15 protein-coding genes and 1 pseudogene are annotated in these 13,517 nt (G+C 64.6%); 5 read left to right on the forward strand and 11 right to left on the reverse strand.

Features of this window, described 5'->3' with window-relative positions; genetic code table 11:
* Positions 1-67: 67 nt before the first annotated feature.
* The 8 genes from gatB to C7G41_RS19865 all read right to left on the reverse strand — a co-directional run bounded on the left by gatB (position 68) and on the right by C7G41_RS19865 (position 6,941).
* A complete protein-coding gene (gene gatB, locus C7G41_RS19830; protein WP_106944145.1) occupies positions 68-1,552 on the reverse strand; it encodes an Asp-tRNA(Asn)/Glu-tRNA(Gln) amidotransferase subunit GatB in 1,485 nt (494 codons plus the stop codon).
* Positions 1,549-2,445: an FkbM family methyltransferase gene (locus C7G41_RS19835; RefSeq protein WP_106944146.1), complete on the reverse strand. Its 897-nt coding sequence runs from the start codon at positions 2,443-2,445 to the stop codon at positions 1,549-1,551. The genes gatB and C7G41_RS19835 overlap by 4 nt, the downstream gene beginning before the upstream one ends.
* On the reverse strand, positions 2,442-2,747 hold the full coding sequence (locus C7G41_RS19840; RefSeq protein WP_106944147.1) for a hypothetical protein: 306 nt from the start codon (positions 2,745-2,747) through the stop codon (positions 2,442-2,444). Before C7G41_RS19840 ends, C7G41_RS19835 begins: the two co-directional genes overlap by 4 nt.
* Positions 2,738-4,213, reverse strand: a complete 1,476-nt coding sequence (gatA, locus tag C7G41_RS19845) for an Asp-tRNA(Asn)/Glu-tRNA(Gln) amidotransferase subunit GatA (protein WP_106944148.1) — start codon at positions 4,211-4,213, stop codon at positions 2,738-2,740. The genes C7G41_RS19840 and gatA overlap by 10 nt, the downstream gene beginning before the upstream one ends.
* Positions 4,210-4,425 (reverse strand): hypothetical protein, encoded by a 216-nt coding sequence (locus tag C7G41_RS19850; protein WP_014494728.1) that lies wholly within the window; start codon positions 4,423-4,425, stop codon positions 4,210-4,212. Before C7G41_RS19850 ends, gatA begins: the two co-directional genes overlap by 4 nt.
* An 83-nt stretch (positions 4,426-4,508) precedes the next feature.
* The gene (gatC, locus tag C7G41_RS19855) at positions 4,509-4,796 is read right to left on the reverse strand and encodes an Asp-tRNA(Asn)/Glu-tRNA(Gln) amidotransferase subunit GatC (protein WP_106944149.1); all 288 of its coding nucleotides are present in this window, start codon (positions 4,794-4,796) and stop codon (positions 4,509-4,511) included.
* Positions 4,797-4,872: 76 nt separating this feature from the next.
* On the reverse strand, positions 4,873-5,949 hold the full coding sequence (locus C7G41_RS19860; RefSeq protein ID WP_106944150.1) for a nitronate monooxygenase family protein: 1,077 nt from the start codon (positions 5,947-5,949) through the stop codon (positions 4,873-4,875).
* A gap of 17 nt (positions 5,950-5,966) precedes the next feature.
* On the reverse strand, positions 5,967-6,941 hold the full coding sequence (locus C7G41_RS19865) for a nitronate monooxygenase family protein (protein WP_106944151.1): 975 nt from the start codon (positions 6,939-6,941) through the stop codon (positions 5,967-5,969).
* 95 nt (positions 6,942-7,036) lie between these two features.
* Between C7G41_RS19865 and C7G41_RS19870 the strand changes: the two genes are divergently transcribed.
* Entirely contained in the window at positions 7,037-7,927 is an 891-nt protein-coding gene (locus C7G41_RS19870) for a LysR family transcriptional regulator (RefSeq protein WP_106944152.1), read from the forward strand.
* A 214-nt stretch (positions 7,928-8,141) separates the two neighbouring features.
* A pseudogene (locus tag C7G41_RS19875) lies at positions 8,142-9,078 on the forward strand (cyclase family protein).
* A gap of 51 nt (positions 9,079-9,129) precedes the next feature.
* On the opposite strand, the gene C7G41_RS19880 reads toward C7G41_RS19875, so the two are convergent.
* Complete coding sequence (locus C7G41_RS19880; protein WP_106944153.1) at positions 9,130-9,348, reverse strand: hypothetical protein; 219 nt, start codon at positions 9,346-9,348, stop codon at positions 9,130-9,132.
* 47 nt (positions 9,349-9,395) lie between these two features.
* On the opposite strand from C7G41_RS19880, the gene ruvX reads away from it, so the two are divergent.
* A complete protein-coding gene (gene ruvX / locus C7G41_RS19885; RefSeq protein ID WP_007603328.1) occupies positions 9,396-9,887 on the forward strand; it encodes a Holliday junction resolvase RuvX in 492 nt (163 codons plus the stop codon).
* A 3-nt stretch (positions 9,888-9,890) separates the two neighbouring features.
* A complete protein-coding gene (locus C7G41_RS19890; RefSeq protein ID WP_106944154.1) occupies positions 9,891-10,814 on the forward strand; it encodes an AEC family transporter in 924 nt (307 codons plus the stop codon).
* On the opposite strand, the gene C7G41_RS19895 is transcribed toward C7G41_RS19890, so the two are convergent.
* Together C7G41_RS19895 and C7G41_RS19900 are read right to left on the reverse strand one after the other, a co-directional pair.
* Positions 10,811-11,581, reverse strand: a complete 771-nt coding sequence (locus tag C7G41_RS19895; RefSeq protein WP_106944155.1) for a CPBP family intramembrane glutamic endopeptidase — start codon at positions 11,579-11,581, stop codon at positions 10,811-10,813. The genes C7G41_RS19890 and C7G41_RS19895 overlap by 4 nt on opposite strands.
* Positions 11,582-11,628: 47 nt before the next feature.
* Positions 11,629-12,387, reverse strand: coding sequence for a M15 family metallopeptidase (locus C7G41_RS19900; protein WP_199198486.1), 759 nt, complete (start codon positions 12,385-12,387; stop codon positions 11,629-11,631).
* Positions 12,388-12,566: 179 nt separating this feature from the next.
* Between C7G41_RS19900 and C7G41_RS19905 the strand changes: the two genes are divergently transcribed.
* The gene (locus C7G41_RS19905; protein ID WP_007603315.1) at positions 12,567-13,514 is read left to right on the forward strand and encodes an aspartate carbamoyltransferase catalytic subunit; all 948 of its coding nucleotides are present in this window, start codon (positions 12,567-12,569) and stop codon (positions 13,512-13,514) included.
* Positions 13,515-13,517 lie beyond the last annotated feature (3 nt).

Raw genomic sequence — 13,517 nt, forward strand, 5'->3', positions numbered from 1 at the left:
AGCGTCGCATCGCGAACCGAAAGCGAGGTGACGACGCCTGTCCGTCACCTCGTTCGAAGGTGCGAGGTCAGATGCCGAGCTTGGACTTGAGCAGATCGTTGACGCTCTGCGGATTGGCCTTGCCGCCGGACGCCTTCATCACCTGGCCGACGAACCAGCCGAGTGATTGCGGCTTGTCCTTGACCTGCGCCGCCTTGTCGGGATTGGCCGCGATGATGTCGTCGACAACCTTTTCGATCGCCGAAAGATCCGTGACCTGCTTCATGCCGCGGCTTTCGACCAGCGCGCGGGGATCGCCGCCCTCCTGCCAGACGATCTCGAACAGATCCTTGGCGATCTTGCCGGAGATCGTACCCTCGCCGATCAGGTCGATGATCCCTGAGAGCTGCCCCGCATCGACCGGAGAGTCCGTAATATCCCGGCCTTCCTTGTTGAGACGACCGAACAGCTCGTTGATAACCCAGTTCGCTGCGACCTTGCCGTCGCGCGCGCGGTTGGCGAGCTTCTCCAGCACGGTCTCGTAGAACACCGCGCTCTCGCGCTCAGCGACCAGCACGCTGGCGTCGTAGGCCGACAGGCCGAGATCCGCGACGAAGCGCGTCTTCTTCTGGTCCGGCAGCTCGGGCAGCTCAGCCTTCAGCTCGTCGACGAAGCTTTGCGAGAACTCCAGCGGCAGCAGGTCGGGATCGGGGAAGTAGCGATAGTCGTGCGCCTCCTCCTTGGACCGCATCGACCGCGTCTCGCCCTTGTTGGGATCGTAGAGCCGGGTCTCCTGGTCGATCGCGCCGCCGTCCTCGAGGATTTCGATCTGGCGCCGGGCCTCGTACTCGATCGCCTGCCCGATGAAGGTGATCGAGTTCATGTTCTTGATCTCGCAGCGGGTGCCGAGCGGCGCGCCCGGCCTGCGCACGGAGACGTTGACGTCGGCGCGCAGGGATCCCTTCTCCATGTCGCCGTCGCAGGTGCCGAGATAGCGCAGGATCGAGCGCAGCTTGGTCACATAGGCCTTGGCCTGCTCGGCATCGCGGATGTCGGGCTTCGACACGATCTCCATCAGCGCCACGCCGCAGCGGTTGAGGTCGACATAGGACATTGTCGGCGACTGATCGTGCAGCAACTTGCCGGCGTCCTGCTCCAGATGCAGCCGCTCGATGCCGATCGTGGCGGTCTTGCCGCCGTCCAGTTCGACCACGACCTCGCCCTCGCCCACGATCGGCGACTTGTACTGGCTGATCTGGTAGCCCTGCGGCGAGTCCGGATAGAAATAGTTCTTACGGTCGAACACCGAGCGCAGATTGATCTGCGCGTTCAACCCGAGCCCGGTTCGGACAGCCTGCCTGACGCATTCCGCGTTGATGACGGGCAGCATGCCCGGCATCGCGGCGTCGACCAGCGACACATGCGTGTTTGGCTCGCCGCCGAAGGCGGTGGAGGCACCGGAGAACAGCTTCGCGTTCGACGTCACCTGAGCGTGGACCTCCAGGCCGATGACCATCTCCCAGTCACCGGTTGAGCCCTTGAGAAGCTTGTGGGGTGTGGCAGGTGCGTTCATGGCTTGACTGGTTCCTTTATTGGTCCCTTGGCCGCTCGCGCTTCACCGGCTTCGAGAAGCCCGTTGAGCGACCGAAGCACATCGGCCGGCTGGCGCAGCGCGATCTCGCGGCGGCCCATCACCTCGATCTCTCCGAACAGCGCGTCGACCTCCGGCGAGGAGGCGAACACGAAGCCCTCGAACGACGTGCTCTGCTCCTCGAAATCGCTGGAGATCTCGACGCGATAGCCGTGCGCCTTGAGACGATCGACGACCTCTTGATGGAGGGCCTGCGAATGGGTTGCGATGAAGAGATAATCGACACGGCGCTTCGCAAGCACGCTCTCCGCGCCCTGCAGCATCTCGACCTCGAAGGCCTGGATATCGGCATGCAAGATGTCGAGATGCTTGATCTTCCTGTCCCTGAAGAAGGCATCGACCTCGAATTTGCCCTTGCCGACGAAGGCCTTGACGAACTCGGCGCGCAGTCCGTTGCGCGCGAAATTATCCTGACCGGTCTTCAGGCAAGCGGGATCCGGCTCGACCAAGACGACCTCTGCCTTGGGCCGCGCCTTCTTGAGCCACATCGAATAGTGGCCCCAATAGGCGCCGAGCTCGATCATCGAGGGCGCCTCGCCGAGCCGCTTCAGCAATTCCTGGAAGACATATTCTTCCAGCGGCTCGTGGACGCCGCGATTGATGATGAGGACGCTGCTGAAAGGGCCGTAATAGGCTCCGGGTCCGATGCCCGGAACCTTCAAGCCGTTATGCAGATAGACCTGATCGCCTTCGACGAGGCCTGCCATCGGGACGCGTTCGATCAGGAGGTTGAGCGGATCGGAAACGATCTCGCGAAAACGGCCGAACAAATCCTCCGGCTTCGCCTTCGGGCCCCTGAAATCAGGCTCGCTCATGCGGATGCACTCCCACCCAGCGTATCGGCGATGCGCTGCCATTCTGCTTCAAGCGAATCCTTGGCCACGGGCTGGCCCGCCTGGCGGTACCAATAGCCGGCATTGCCGAGGTCGCCCTCGACCCGGTGCAGATAGGCGTGCACCCAGGCGGCCTCGCGGCCGCTCTCGTCCTGGACGATCTTGTGCGCCTGATCCCAGTCGCCCTTGGCGGCCCACCACAGTGCGGCGAGCGGAGCGCTGAGATCCGGCGGCGGCGCGGCGCCGTCGAGGCTGGCGATATACGCCGCCATCTTCACCACCATTTCGCCGGCGTGAATCGGCCGGCGGCCTGCTCGATCACCTCGCCGAGCGAGAACAGCGTATCCTCGTCGAAGGGACGGCCGATCAGCTGCAGGCCAAGCGGCAGGCCCTGCGCGTCCGTGCCGGCGGGCACCGCGATGCCCGGCAGGCCCGCCATGTTCACGGTCACCGTGAAGATGTCGTTGAGGTACATCTCGACGGGGTCCGCGCCACCCTTCTCGCCGATGCCGAAGGCCGCCGACGGCGTCGCCGGCGTCAGGATCGCGTCGACGCCCTTGGCGAAGCAGTCCTCAAAGTCCTTCTTGATCAGCGTGCGCACCTTCTGGGCGCGCAAATAATAGGCGTCGTAATAGCCGGCCGAGAGCACGTAAGTGCCGATCATGACACGGCGCTTCACCTCGGCGCCAAAACCTTCGGCGCGGGTGTTCTCGTAGAGTTCGTTGATGTTCCGGCCCTGCTCGCGCAGGCCGTAGCGTACGCCGTCGTAGCGCGCGAGATTGGAGGACGCCTCCGCCGGCGCCACGATGTAATAGGCGGGCAACGCGTATTTGGTGTGAGGCAGTGACACTTCGACGAGTTCGGCGCCTGCCGCTTTCAGCCAGGCCGCGCCCGCTTCCCAAAGCTTTTCGATCTCGGCCGGCATGCCGTCGAGACGGTATTCCCTGGGAATGCCGATCTTCATGCCCTTCACAGATTTGCCGATCGCAGCCTCGTAGTCCGGCACGGGCATGTCGACCGAGGTCGTGTCCTTTGGATCGTGGCCGGCCATCGAGCGCAGCAGCATCGCGGCATCGCGCGTGCTGCGCGCGATCGGACCGGCCTGGTCGAGCGAGGAGGCAAAGGCGACGATGCCCCAGCGCGAGCAACGGCCATAGGTCGGCTTGATGCCGACGGTCGCGGTGAACGCCGCCGGCTGGCGGATCGAGCCGCCGGTATCGGTCGCGGTCGCGCCCATGCAGAGCAGAGCCGCCACGGCGGAGGCCGAGCCGCCGGACGAGCCGCCCGGCACCAGCGTCGCGTTGGAGCCGTCGCGCCGCCAGGGATTGCCGACCGGGCCGAAGCATGAGGTCTCGTTCGACGAGCCCATCGCGAATTCGTCATTGTTGAGCTTGCCCAGCATCACCGCACCGTCGCGCCACAGCTGCGAAGTGATGGTGGACTCGTAGGTCGGCACGAAATTGCCGAGGATTTTCGAGCACGCGGTGGTGCGCACGCCCTTGGTCGCGAACAGGTCCTTGATGCCGAGCGGAATGCCGGCGAGCGGCCCCGCATCGCCCTTCCCGATCCTGGCGTCCGCTTCGCGCGCCATGGTCCGCGCCTGGTCCGGCGTCTCCATGACGAAAGCATTGAGCACTCGCGCGGCTTCGATCGCGTTCAGATGCGCGTCGGTCAGCTCGAGGGACGTGAAAGTCTTGGCCGCGAGGCCCTTGCGGGCCTCGGCGAGCGTCAGCGATGTCAAATCGGTCATTTATTGATCGGGCTGCAGAAGAACGGAGACAGGGTTTTGTCGTTGGCCGGGTCGTCTTTTTTCTTGGCGGCAGCGTTCGCAGCCGCCTCGATTTCGTCGAGCACGGCATTGACGGCGACATTGGGGTCGGCAGCCTTGCCCTGCCGCTCCATCTTGTCGAGATAGTTCATGTAAGCCTGATAGGCCTTCTCGTCGTCGCAAAGCATGCACATCGGACAGCGTCCTGAAACTCTTTAGTTTGACGCGTTTTCTTTACGCGAACGGGCTTCCACTTCGCTCGAAAACGCTATGTAAATTACTCGACGACCTTGGGTACAAGAAAGAAGTGACCTTCGGTCGCGGGCGCGTTGGCAACGATATCGTCGGCGATCTCGCCGTCATTGACCAAATCCTGCCGCTTCTTCATCTGCATCGGGGTCACCGAGGTCATGGGCTCCACACCCTCGACATCGACCTCCGAGAGCTGCTCGACAAAGGCGAGCATGGCGTTGAGCTCGCCCTGCAGATGCGGAACCTCGCCCTCGGAAACCGCAATGCGCGCGAGATGCGCGATGCGGCGGACGGTAGCGGCGTCGACGGACATTATATAAGGCCTCTCACGGCAAAACCTATCTGCCGTATAGCAGAGGCCGCTTTTGCGCCGCAACCAGCGGCGGGACCTATCCGGCGAGAGCTTTCATGCAAGCCAGGGCCGATTTGGCGAGATCCCGGGTCAATTCGGCTGCCGAGACCTCGCGGCCCAGGGCGATCGCCTGCCCGGCCCAGAGATTGGTGAAATCCACCCTGCCCTGCTTTTCGGCTGCCGCCTTGAGCGGTCCCAGCGCCGTTGCGGCGTGGGGAAATGGCGGCGCATCCGGCGAAATCGGGCCGGCCTCGCGCATCAGGCGGTTCTGGACGCCGCGCGCCGGCCGCCCCGTCATGACATTGGTGATGACGGTGGAATCATCCCGCCCCTCGGCGAGCGCCGCACGGGCCGCCGTACTGACCTTGGATTCCGGACAGCGCAGATAAGCACTCCCGATCTGCACGCCAGCCGCACCGAGCGCGAAGGCGGCTGCAATGCCGCGGCCATCCGCAATGCCGCCGGCCGCAATCACCGGGACCTTCACCGCATCGACCACCTGCGGCACCAACGCAAAGGTGCCGGGCTGCTCCGAGATCTTGTCGGTCAGGAACATGCCGCGATGGCCGCCAGCCTCCGCACCTTGTGCGATCACCGCATCAGCGCCGTGCTGCTCGAGCCAGACCGCTTCCCTCACCGTCGTCGCCGAGGAGATGACGAGACACCCTGACGCCTTGACCCGCTTGAGCAGCGCGGCCTCGGGCAGGCCGAAATGGAAGCTGACGATCTCCGGCTTCAGCTCCTCCACGACCTCGCAGAAGCCGGCGTCGAACGGCGCGCGGTTTGCTGCATTGATGGGTGCGGCGGGATCGAGGCCATGCTCGCGGTAGTAGCCCGCGAGGCGCTGCTTCCAGCGCGCCTCCGCCAGGGCCGTGAGCTCGACCGGCGTGTGGCAAAAGAAATTCATGTTCACCGGCGCGGAGACGCGCTGCCGGATGATGTTGACCTGCTCGCGCGCCTTGTCCGGCGACAGCATCGCGCTCGGCAGCGAGCCGAGCCCCCCGCCTTGCGCAGCGGCGATCACCAGCTCCGCGTCCATCACGCCAGCCATCGGCGCCAGCACGATCGGGAATTCGGTCTTGAAGAGATCGATCAGTCGACGGTTTGGCCACATGGTTGTTCTCTCGCAGTTTAGGCGGACACGCTGGAATTACGCCGGCCGGCTAGCAGTTGCTCGGCCTCGGTCGCGATACGTTCGACGATTTCGGCGGCGGACGGAATATCATGGATCAGGCCGACAGCCTCGCCGGCAAAGACCGCCGCGACCTCAAAATTGCCTGCGGCCCTTGCCGCGGCATATTGCAGGGTCACTTCGGCGGCGCGCTGCATCAGCTCGATCTCACGGCCTGTCCAGCGCCTGATATGATCGTTGACCAGCGTTCGCGCCGTGAACGGGGCCGGCCAGAACAGGCTGCGCGACCAGTCGACGATGACGCCGCGCACTGTGTCATTGGGATCAGCGTCGCGAATGCGCTGCTTGGCTTCCTCCGCGCCATTGGCCTCCACGCTCGCATAGAAGCGCGTGCCGATCAGCACGCCGGAGGCGCCCAGCATCATCATCGCCGCGAGCCCGCGACCATCGGCAATTCCGCCGGCGGCCACCACCGGCACGCGCCCGGCCGCGAGATCGACGATCGCAGGCACGATATCGACGGTGGTGCGCGATGCGCCGTGGCCGCCGGCTTCGGTACCCTGCGCGATCAGGATGTCCGCACCGGCGTCGAGCGCCTGCTTCGCCATGTCCTCGCTCTGCACCTGGCAGATCAAGCGCGCCCCGCACGCCCTAATGCGCGCCGCAAATGGCGCGGGATCGCCGAATGACAGCATGATCGCCTGCGGATTGGCGTCGAGCGCGATCTCTAGAAGTTTTGGTTTTTTTGCGAGGCTCCAGGTGATGAAGCCGATACCGAACGAAGCAAAGCCGCTCAGTTGCCTGGTCTCGGCCTCGAGCCGCTCCTGATCGCCGTAGCCACCGCCCAGGATGCCGAAGCCGCCGGCCTCGCTGACAGCCCGCGTCAGCCGGCTGCCGGAGATCGTGTCCATCGGAGCCAACAGGATCGGATGCTTGATCCCCAGGAGCTGGGTCAGCGGCGTGGTGATCGGCATGGCTCCTCCACTCTCGACAGCGGGATTAAGCCAGAATACCATTCTCTAAAATTGAATTCTAGCGAACGCTGCCATCTCAAAAGAGAAACGATGCCATGGAACTCAGCGACATCCAGACCTTCGCCGCGGTCGCCCGTACCGGGGGCATCACCCGCGCGGCCGAAGAGCTCAACACGGTGCAGTCGAACGTCACCCAGCGCGTGAAGGCGCTCGAAGCAGAACTCGGCACGCCACTGTTCGAACGCCATAGCCGCGGCATGACCTTGACCGGCGCAGGCAAGCGCCTTTTGCCTTACGCGCAACGGATGTCCGCATTAGCCCGCGAGGCCGTGCTCGCCGCCTGCGACGACGGCGAGCCCAAGGGACCGCTCGCGATCGGCTCGATGGAAACGACCGCGGCGGTGCGGCTGCCGCCGCTGCTGGCCGACTTTCACCGACGCTTTCCCGCCGTCCGGCTGAGCCTGCGCACCGCGCCCACCGCCGACCTCGTCGCTTGCGTTCTCGAAGGCACGCTCGACGGCGCCTTCGTCGCAGGTCCGATCGCGCATGCAGATCTCACCGCGACAAGCGCGTTCCGCGAAGAGCTGGTGCTGGTCAGCGCGCGGCGCTGGGCCACGCTCGCCGAGCTGCGCGCCGGCACGCCGGAATCTGGCCCGACCGCGCTGGCGTTCCGCACCGGCTGCACCTACCGTCAGCGTCTGGAACAGATCTTTGTCGAGTTCGGCTGGCCGTCAGCCGCACGCTTCGAGCTCGGCACGCTCGACGGCATGATCGGCTGTGTCGCCGCCGACATGGGCGTGACGCTGCTGCCGCGCGCCGTCGTCGAACGCAGCGCGATCAACAGCAGCGTGTCGATCCACGCGCTGAGCCATTCGCACGCGCACGTCGAGACGCTCTTCATCCAGCGTCGTGCCGGACATCAAACCAGTGCGCTGAGCGGGTTTGCCTCCTGCCTGAATCAAGACGACGACGTCATCGCGGCCTGACCTGCGCGCGTTCCATCGCGCGAAATTCATTGTCACAAATCTGTCGTACTCGATTCAATCGACGCTGCGCGTCGCGAATGCTGCGTTCAGCCGCCGCAGCATCGCATCTCGAAAAGCTTTGAATCCTGCGACTTTTCTACGTTAGGATGAGCGACTGGCCAGCGCAAAACCGTAACGAAGCCAAACATCGACAAAAACATCGGGAGGACTATCGATGCGCAATACGCTCGTGTTGTGCTGTGTCGCTGCGTTGTCGGCGACGATCGAAACAGCAAGCGCACAGGACTGGACCAAATCGAAATGGGGACCGAACGACGAGATCGGCGCCGCCAATTACATGACGCCCGAACTCGTGCTGAAGGCCGCATCTCTGGTGAAGACCGGAAAGACTTATGCTCTCGGCATTCCCGTCACGCCGCAGACGCCGGCCTATCCGCCGCGTGCATTCAAGCTCACCATCGTGCAACCCGGACAGGCCGGCATCCCGGGCCCTCGGACCGAACAAGGCGACCTATAACGACGATATCCTCGACACTTGGGTCGGCATCGGCAGCCAGATCGACGGGCTTGGGCATCTCGGCGTCGAGCACGTCTATTACAACGGCAACAAGCTTGCCGACTTCGCCGATCCGAACGGGTTGAAGAAGCTCGGGATCGAGAAGGTGCCGCCGATCGTCACCCGCGGCGTGCTGCTCGACATGGCGGCCTATTACAACACCGACATCGTGAAGGAAGGTACCGCCTTCAACGTCAAGGAGATCGACGAAGTCGCCAAGAAGCAGGGCGTCGAAATCCGCCAGGGCGACGTCGTCATCTTCCACACCGGCTGGCTCAGCCTGATCGGCAAGGACGACAAGCGCTACTCGGCGGGCGAGCCCGGTCTCGGCGTCGAGGGCGCAAGATACCTGACCAGCAAGGGCGTCGTCGCGATCGGTGCCGACACCTGGGCGCTCGAGGTGCTGCCGTTCGAGTCCAAGAACGTGTTCGAGGTGCACCAGATCCTGCTCGCGATGAACGGGACCTACATCCTCGAGAACATGGACACGGCCGCGCTTGCCAAGGACAAGGGGTATGAATTCCTGTTCGTTCTGGGACAACCGCGCTGGACCGGCGGCGTGCAGGCGATGATCAACCCGATCGCGATTCGCTGATCCGATACCCGGGCGAGGAGCCGCCTACCATACGCAGACGCCTCGCCCGGCCTATCTCTCTGGCCTGATCGACCACCGCCGCAACGCAACCAAGGCCCAGATCGCCTCGACCACGCCGAACGGCCAGGCCCCCTGCAGGAAGCCGTAAGCCGAACCGAGCACGCAGGACATCGCGAACAGCAGCACGAACCAGGGGCTGCGGTCCTCCATCGCATAACAGACCAGCATCGCGGTCACGGCGAACAGGCCGAATAAAGTCAGAGCATCCATTGTTCCGGGTTCACTCCGCAGTGCGACGCGTGATATGCGCTAACACCATGCCGGCTCTTATCCTGCCTCTCGTCGATGCTGCAACCCACTGGCCCGAACGCGGCGGGTTGGTCGGCCTTGATCTGGGCACCAAGACCATTGGCGTTGCCGTCTCCAATCCGGACCGCCGGTTAGCGACCGGCGTCGAGACGATCCAGCGCAAGGCGTTCAAGCAGGATGCCGCCCGGCTGCTCGCGATTGCCAGTGAACGCAAGGCCGTCGGCTTCGTGCTCGGCCTGCCCATCAACATGGACGGCAGCGAAGGCCCGCGCGCGCAATCGACCCGGGCGTTTGCCCGCAACCTCGCCGGCCTGACCGCGCTGCCCATCGGCCTCTGGGACGAGCGCCTGTCGACCGCGGCGGTCGAGCGCGAATTGATCGGCATGGACGTGAGCCGCGCCAAGCGCGCCGAAGTGATCGACGAGCACGCCGCGATCTTCATCCTGCAAGGCGCGCTCGACCGCCTCGCCAATCTGCGCGCAGCCCCGGGGCCTGACTGATCCATGGCCGTCGTGATCGCGGCGCTCATCCCCGTCTTCATCCTCATCGTGCTCGGCGTGGTGCTGAAGCGCACCCTGATGCGGCTCGACACGCAATGGCACGGGCTGGAGCGGCTGACCTATTTCGTGCTGTTCCCGATGCTGCTGATCCAGACGCTGGTGAAGGCCGACCTGTCCAGGGTGCCGGTCGCCGGCGTCGGCGGCGCGTTGCTGCTGTCGGCGCTGGCGATGTCGCTGCTTTGCCTCGCGCTGCGCCCGGCTCTCGCGCGGCTCGCCATCGACGGTCCCGCCTTCTCCTCGATATTCCAGGGCGCGATCCGTTGGCAAACCTATGTGGGGCTGTCCGTCTCCGCCAACGTGTTCGGCGAGGTCGGGCTGGCGCTCGCCTCCGTCGCGATGGTCGCGATCATCCCGCTGGTCAACGTCCTCAGCGTCGCGGTGCTCGCGCACTACGCAGCGCCGGAGAAGCAATCCGCGCGCACCGTTGTCGTGACCGTTGTCCGGAATCCCCTGATCTGGGCCTGCGTGATCGGTCTCGTCATCAACGTCGTCCACCTGCCGCTACCGAAGATCTGGCATGAGGTGGCGGACGCACTCGGCCGCTCCTCCCTCGCCATCGGCCTGCTCGTCACGGGCGCCGGCCTGCATCTTGAAGGCCTGCTCCGACCCAGCGTGGGCGCCGCTATCGGCGTGGTGTTCAAGCTGGTGCTGATGCCGATGGTTGCGCTGGGGCTCGCCGTCTGGTTCGGACTGTCCGGCGACAGCCTCGTGATCGTCGCGATCTGCGCCGCGGTGCCGACCTCGACCAGCGCCTATGTGCTGGCCCGCCAGATGGGCGGCGATGCCCCGCTGCTGGCGCAGATCATCACGCTGCAGACGATTTTGGCGGCGATCACCATGCCGATCGCGATCGCACTGGTGGCCTAGCTCCCCAACCACATCGTCAGCACCACCGCCGTGAGATTGTTCAGCGCGTGCAGCACGATCGTGAGCCAGAGCGAGTTGCTGCGATAGCGCATGTAGCCGAACCACAGGCCGATGGAGAAGACCTCGGCGAGGAAGTACAGGTCGTATTGGAGGTGCACGACCGTCCACAGCAGCGACGACAGGATGATCGCGCCGGGCACGCGCAGGAAGCTCGCAGACCAGCCGCGATAGAGGAAGCCGCGCGCCAAAACCTCCTCAGACATCGGCGCTGCCACGCTGAAGGCGAACAGCAGGAAGAAGGCTGCGCCCTTGTCGCGGCCGGTTTTCAACAGATCTGTCATGAAGCCCGGCGTCGCCTCGCGGCCGAGGCTCCGCGACATCGTCTCCCAGGCCACGACGATCAGGACAAGGCCGACGGCGCCGAACAGGAGTTGCTTCCAGGACGGCCAATGCAGCGCGAGATAGTCGGCGAAAGAGGCCTTCTTGATGCGGATGGCAAGCCAGACCGCGGCAAACGTCGCCGGCAGGCCCATGATCACCGACAGCGCAAGCGCCTGCGGCTCGCCGCCGACGAGCTGAAGCGAGGCGAGGTCCATCGGCAGGCCACGCTGCACCACCAGCAGAACCATGGCGCTGATCTGCCCGACGAACATCGCAGCGAAAATGACTATGCCCCATATCGCCGTGCCCCAAAACTTCCAGACGCGCGGCGCCTCGTGCGCAGGCGTCACGGTCAACGGCGGATGATCGGGATTGAGCGAGTCCATCAAAGCGCTTTCATTGGGGAAGCATTCCGGGCTGGTCGGATTGCGATCTACTTCGTCCGCGGCGGAATCGGGAAATCATAGGCCGCCCCGCCCGCCCCCGGCAGGGAAAAGTGCCACCACTCTTTCGCATAGTTCACAAAGCCTTGCCTCGCCATCGCAGCGACGAGCCGCTTGCGCCAGGCGCGCTGCTCCGGACTGATCGACGGCGCGGCGGTGTGCCCTTTCATGTCGGTGCAATCGTAACCCGTGCCCATGTCGACACTGCCCTCCGGCAATCGCGCCTCGACCGGCGCGGTACAGTCGGCGTAGGCCTTGGATGGGTCGTATTTGCCCGAATTGTCGGCTTTGAGATCGACCAGCGTGAGATCGAGCGCCGCGCCCGTCGAATGCTGCGAGCGGCTTGCGATGTAGCCGAGGCGGAACAGCTCGGTCTTGGGAATTTTCGGATTGTAACGCCGCTCGGCGGCCGTCTCGTGGCCGTTCTGCGACCACCTGACCATGTCGAGCGAGGCCCGTGCCGGCCGGTAGCAGTCGAACATCTTCAGCGAGAGATTTTGCGTCGCCAGTTCCAGCTGGACCGCCTTCAGCCGCAGACCCACCTCCCGCTTCACCACGCATTCGCCGGCGCCGTAGCCGGCGAGCCGACGGCCGACGAAATTGTTCCAGGTGGCGTAGCGGATGTCCTGGATGATGCCGGGGTCGATGTCGTGCAAATAGACGAAACCGCCGGGAAGCGATTGGGCGTGGGCTGGCACGAATGAAGTGATCGCGAGAAATGAAATCAAAATTGGTCTAACGAAGCGCATTCGTTCTCCCCTGTCATTCCGGGGCGCCCGAAGGGCGAACCCGGAATCTCGAGATTCCAGGTTCGATGGTTCGCATCGCCCCGGAATGACGGCAAGAGACCGACAGATCGGGGGATAACTCCCCGCCCCGGCTTTGGCCCTTGCCCCCCCAGCCATCCCCGCCTATAGCTCTCGCTTTAATGACATCGAAATCGACCTTCGTCCTCGGCCACCGGCATTTGCTGGGCATCGAGGGCCTTTCCGCGGCCGACATCACCGGCCTCCTCGACCTGTCGGAAGAATATGTCGAGCTCAACCGCCAGGTTGACAAGAAGCGCACCGTCCTGCGTGGACGGACGCAGGTGAACCTCTTCTTCGAGGCTTCCACCCGGACCCAATCCTCGTTCGAGCTCGCCGGCAAACGGCTGGGCGCCGACGTCATGAACATGTCGGTGTCCTCCTCGTCCATTAAAAAGGGCGAGACGCTGGTCGACACCGCCATGACGCTCAACGCCATGCACCCGGATATCCTGGTGGTGCGCCATCACGCCTCCGGCGCGGTGGAACTGCTGGCCCGCAAGGTCGACGGTTCCGTGATCAATGCCGGCGACGGCGCGCATGAGCATCCGACACAAGCCCTGCTCGATGCGCTGACCATCCGCCGCAACAAGGGCCGGCTCGAAGGCCTCGTGGTCGCGATCTGCGGCGACGTGCTGCATTCGCGCGTCGCCCGCTCCAACATCATCCTGCTCAACGCGATGGGCGCCCGCGTCCGCGTCGTCGGCCCCTCCACGCTGCTGCCGCCCGGCATCGAGCGGATGGGCGTCGAGGTCGCGCGCGACATGCGCGAGGGGCTCAACGGCGCCGACATCGTCATGATGTTGCGGCTTCAGCGCGAACGCATGAACGGCTCCTTCGTGCCGTCGACCTCCGAGTATTTCCATTATTTCGGGCTGGACCAGAAGAAGCTCGCCTACGCCAAGCCCGACGCCCTCGTCATGCATCCCGGCCCCATGAACCGCGGTGTCGAGATCGACACTGCGGTCGCTGACGGCGCGCAGTCCCTGATCCGCGAACAGGTGGAAATGGGCGTGGCTGTGCGCATGGCGGTGCTGGAAGCGCTCGCCCGCAACCTGCCGAACGCGTGATGC

Origin of the sequence: Bradyrhizobium sp. MOS002 (genome assembly GCF_003020115.1) — a bacterium.
Classification (GTDB): Bacteria; Pseudomonadota; Alphaproteobacteria; order Rhizobiales; family Xanthobacteraceae; genus Bradyrhizobium.

Excerpts from the sequence above, each read along its gene's own strand:
- gatB (WP_106944145.1), bottom strand. The coding sequence starts at position 1,552 with ATGAACGCACCTGCCACACCCCACAAGCTTCTCAAGGGCTCAACCGGT.
- C7G41_RS19835 (WP_106944146.1), bottom strand. The coding sequence starts at position 2,445 with ATGAGCGAGCCTGATTTCAGGGGCCCGAAGGCGAAGCCGGAGGATTTG.
- C7G41_RS19840 (WP_106944147.1), bottom strand. The coding sequence starts at position 2,747 with ATGGTGGTGAAGATGGCGGCGTATATCGCCAGCCTCGACGGCGCCGCG.
- gatA (WP_106944148.1), bottom strand. The coding sequence starts at position 4,213 with ATGACCGATTTGACATCGCTGACGCTCGCCGAGGCCCGCAAGGGCCTC.
- C7G41_RS19850 (WP_014494728.1), bottom strand. The coding sequence starts at position 4,425 with ATGTGCATGCTTTGCGACGACGAGAAGGCCTATCAGGCTTACATGAAC.
- gatC (WP_106944149.1), bottom strand. The coding sequence starts at position 4,796 with ATGTCCGTCGACGCCGCTACCGTCCGCCGCATCGCGCATCTCGCGCGC.
- C7G41_RS19860 (WP_106944150.1), bottom strand. The coding sequence starts at position 5,949 with ATGTGGCCAAACCGTCGACTGATCGATCTCTTCAAGACCGAATTCCCG.
- C7G41_RS19865 (WP_106944151.1), bottom strand. The coding sequence starts at position 6,941 with ATGCCGATCACCACGCCGCTGACCCAGCTCCTGGGGATCAAGCATCCG.
- C7G41_RS19870 (WP_106944152.1), top strand. The coding sequence starts at position 7,037 with ATGGAACTCAGCGACATCCAGACCTTCGCCGCGGTCGCCCGTACCGGG.
- C7G41_RS19880 (WP_106944153.1), bottom strand. The coding sequence starts at position 9,348 with ATGGATGCTCTGACTTTATTCGGCCTGTTCGCCGTGACCGCGATGCTG.
- ruvX (WP_007603328.1), top strand. The coding sequence starts at position 9,396 with ATGCCGGCTCTTATCCTGCCTCTCGTCGATGCTGCAACCCACTGGCCC.
- C7G41_RS19890 (WP_106944154.1), top strand. The coding sequence starts at position 9,891 with ATGGCCGTCGTGATCGCGGCGCTCATCCCCGTCTTCATCCTCATCGTG.
- C7G41_RS19895 (WP_106944155.1), bottom strand. The coding sequence starts at position 11,581 with ATGGACTCGCTCAATCCCGATCATCCGCCGTTGACCGTGACGCCTGCG.
- C7G41_RS19900 (WP_199198486.1), bottom strand. The coding sequence starts at position 12,387 with ATGCGCTTCGTTAGACCAATTTTGATTTCATTTCTCGCGATCACTTCA.
- C7G41_RS19905 (WP_007603315.1), top strand. The coding sequence starts at position 12,567 with ATGACATCGAAATCGACCTTCGTCCTCGGCCACCGGCATTTGCTGGGC.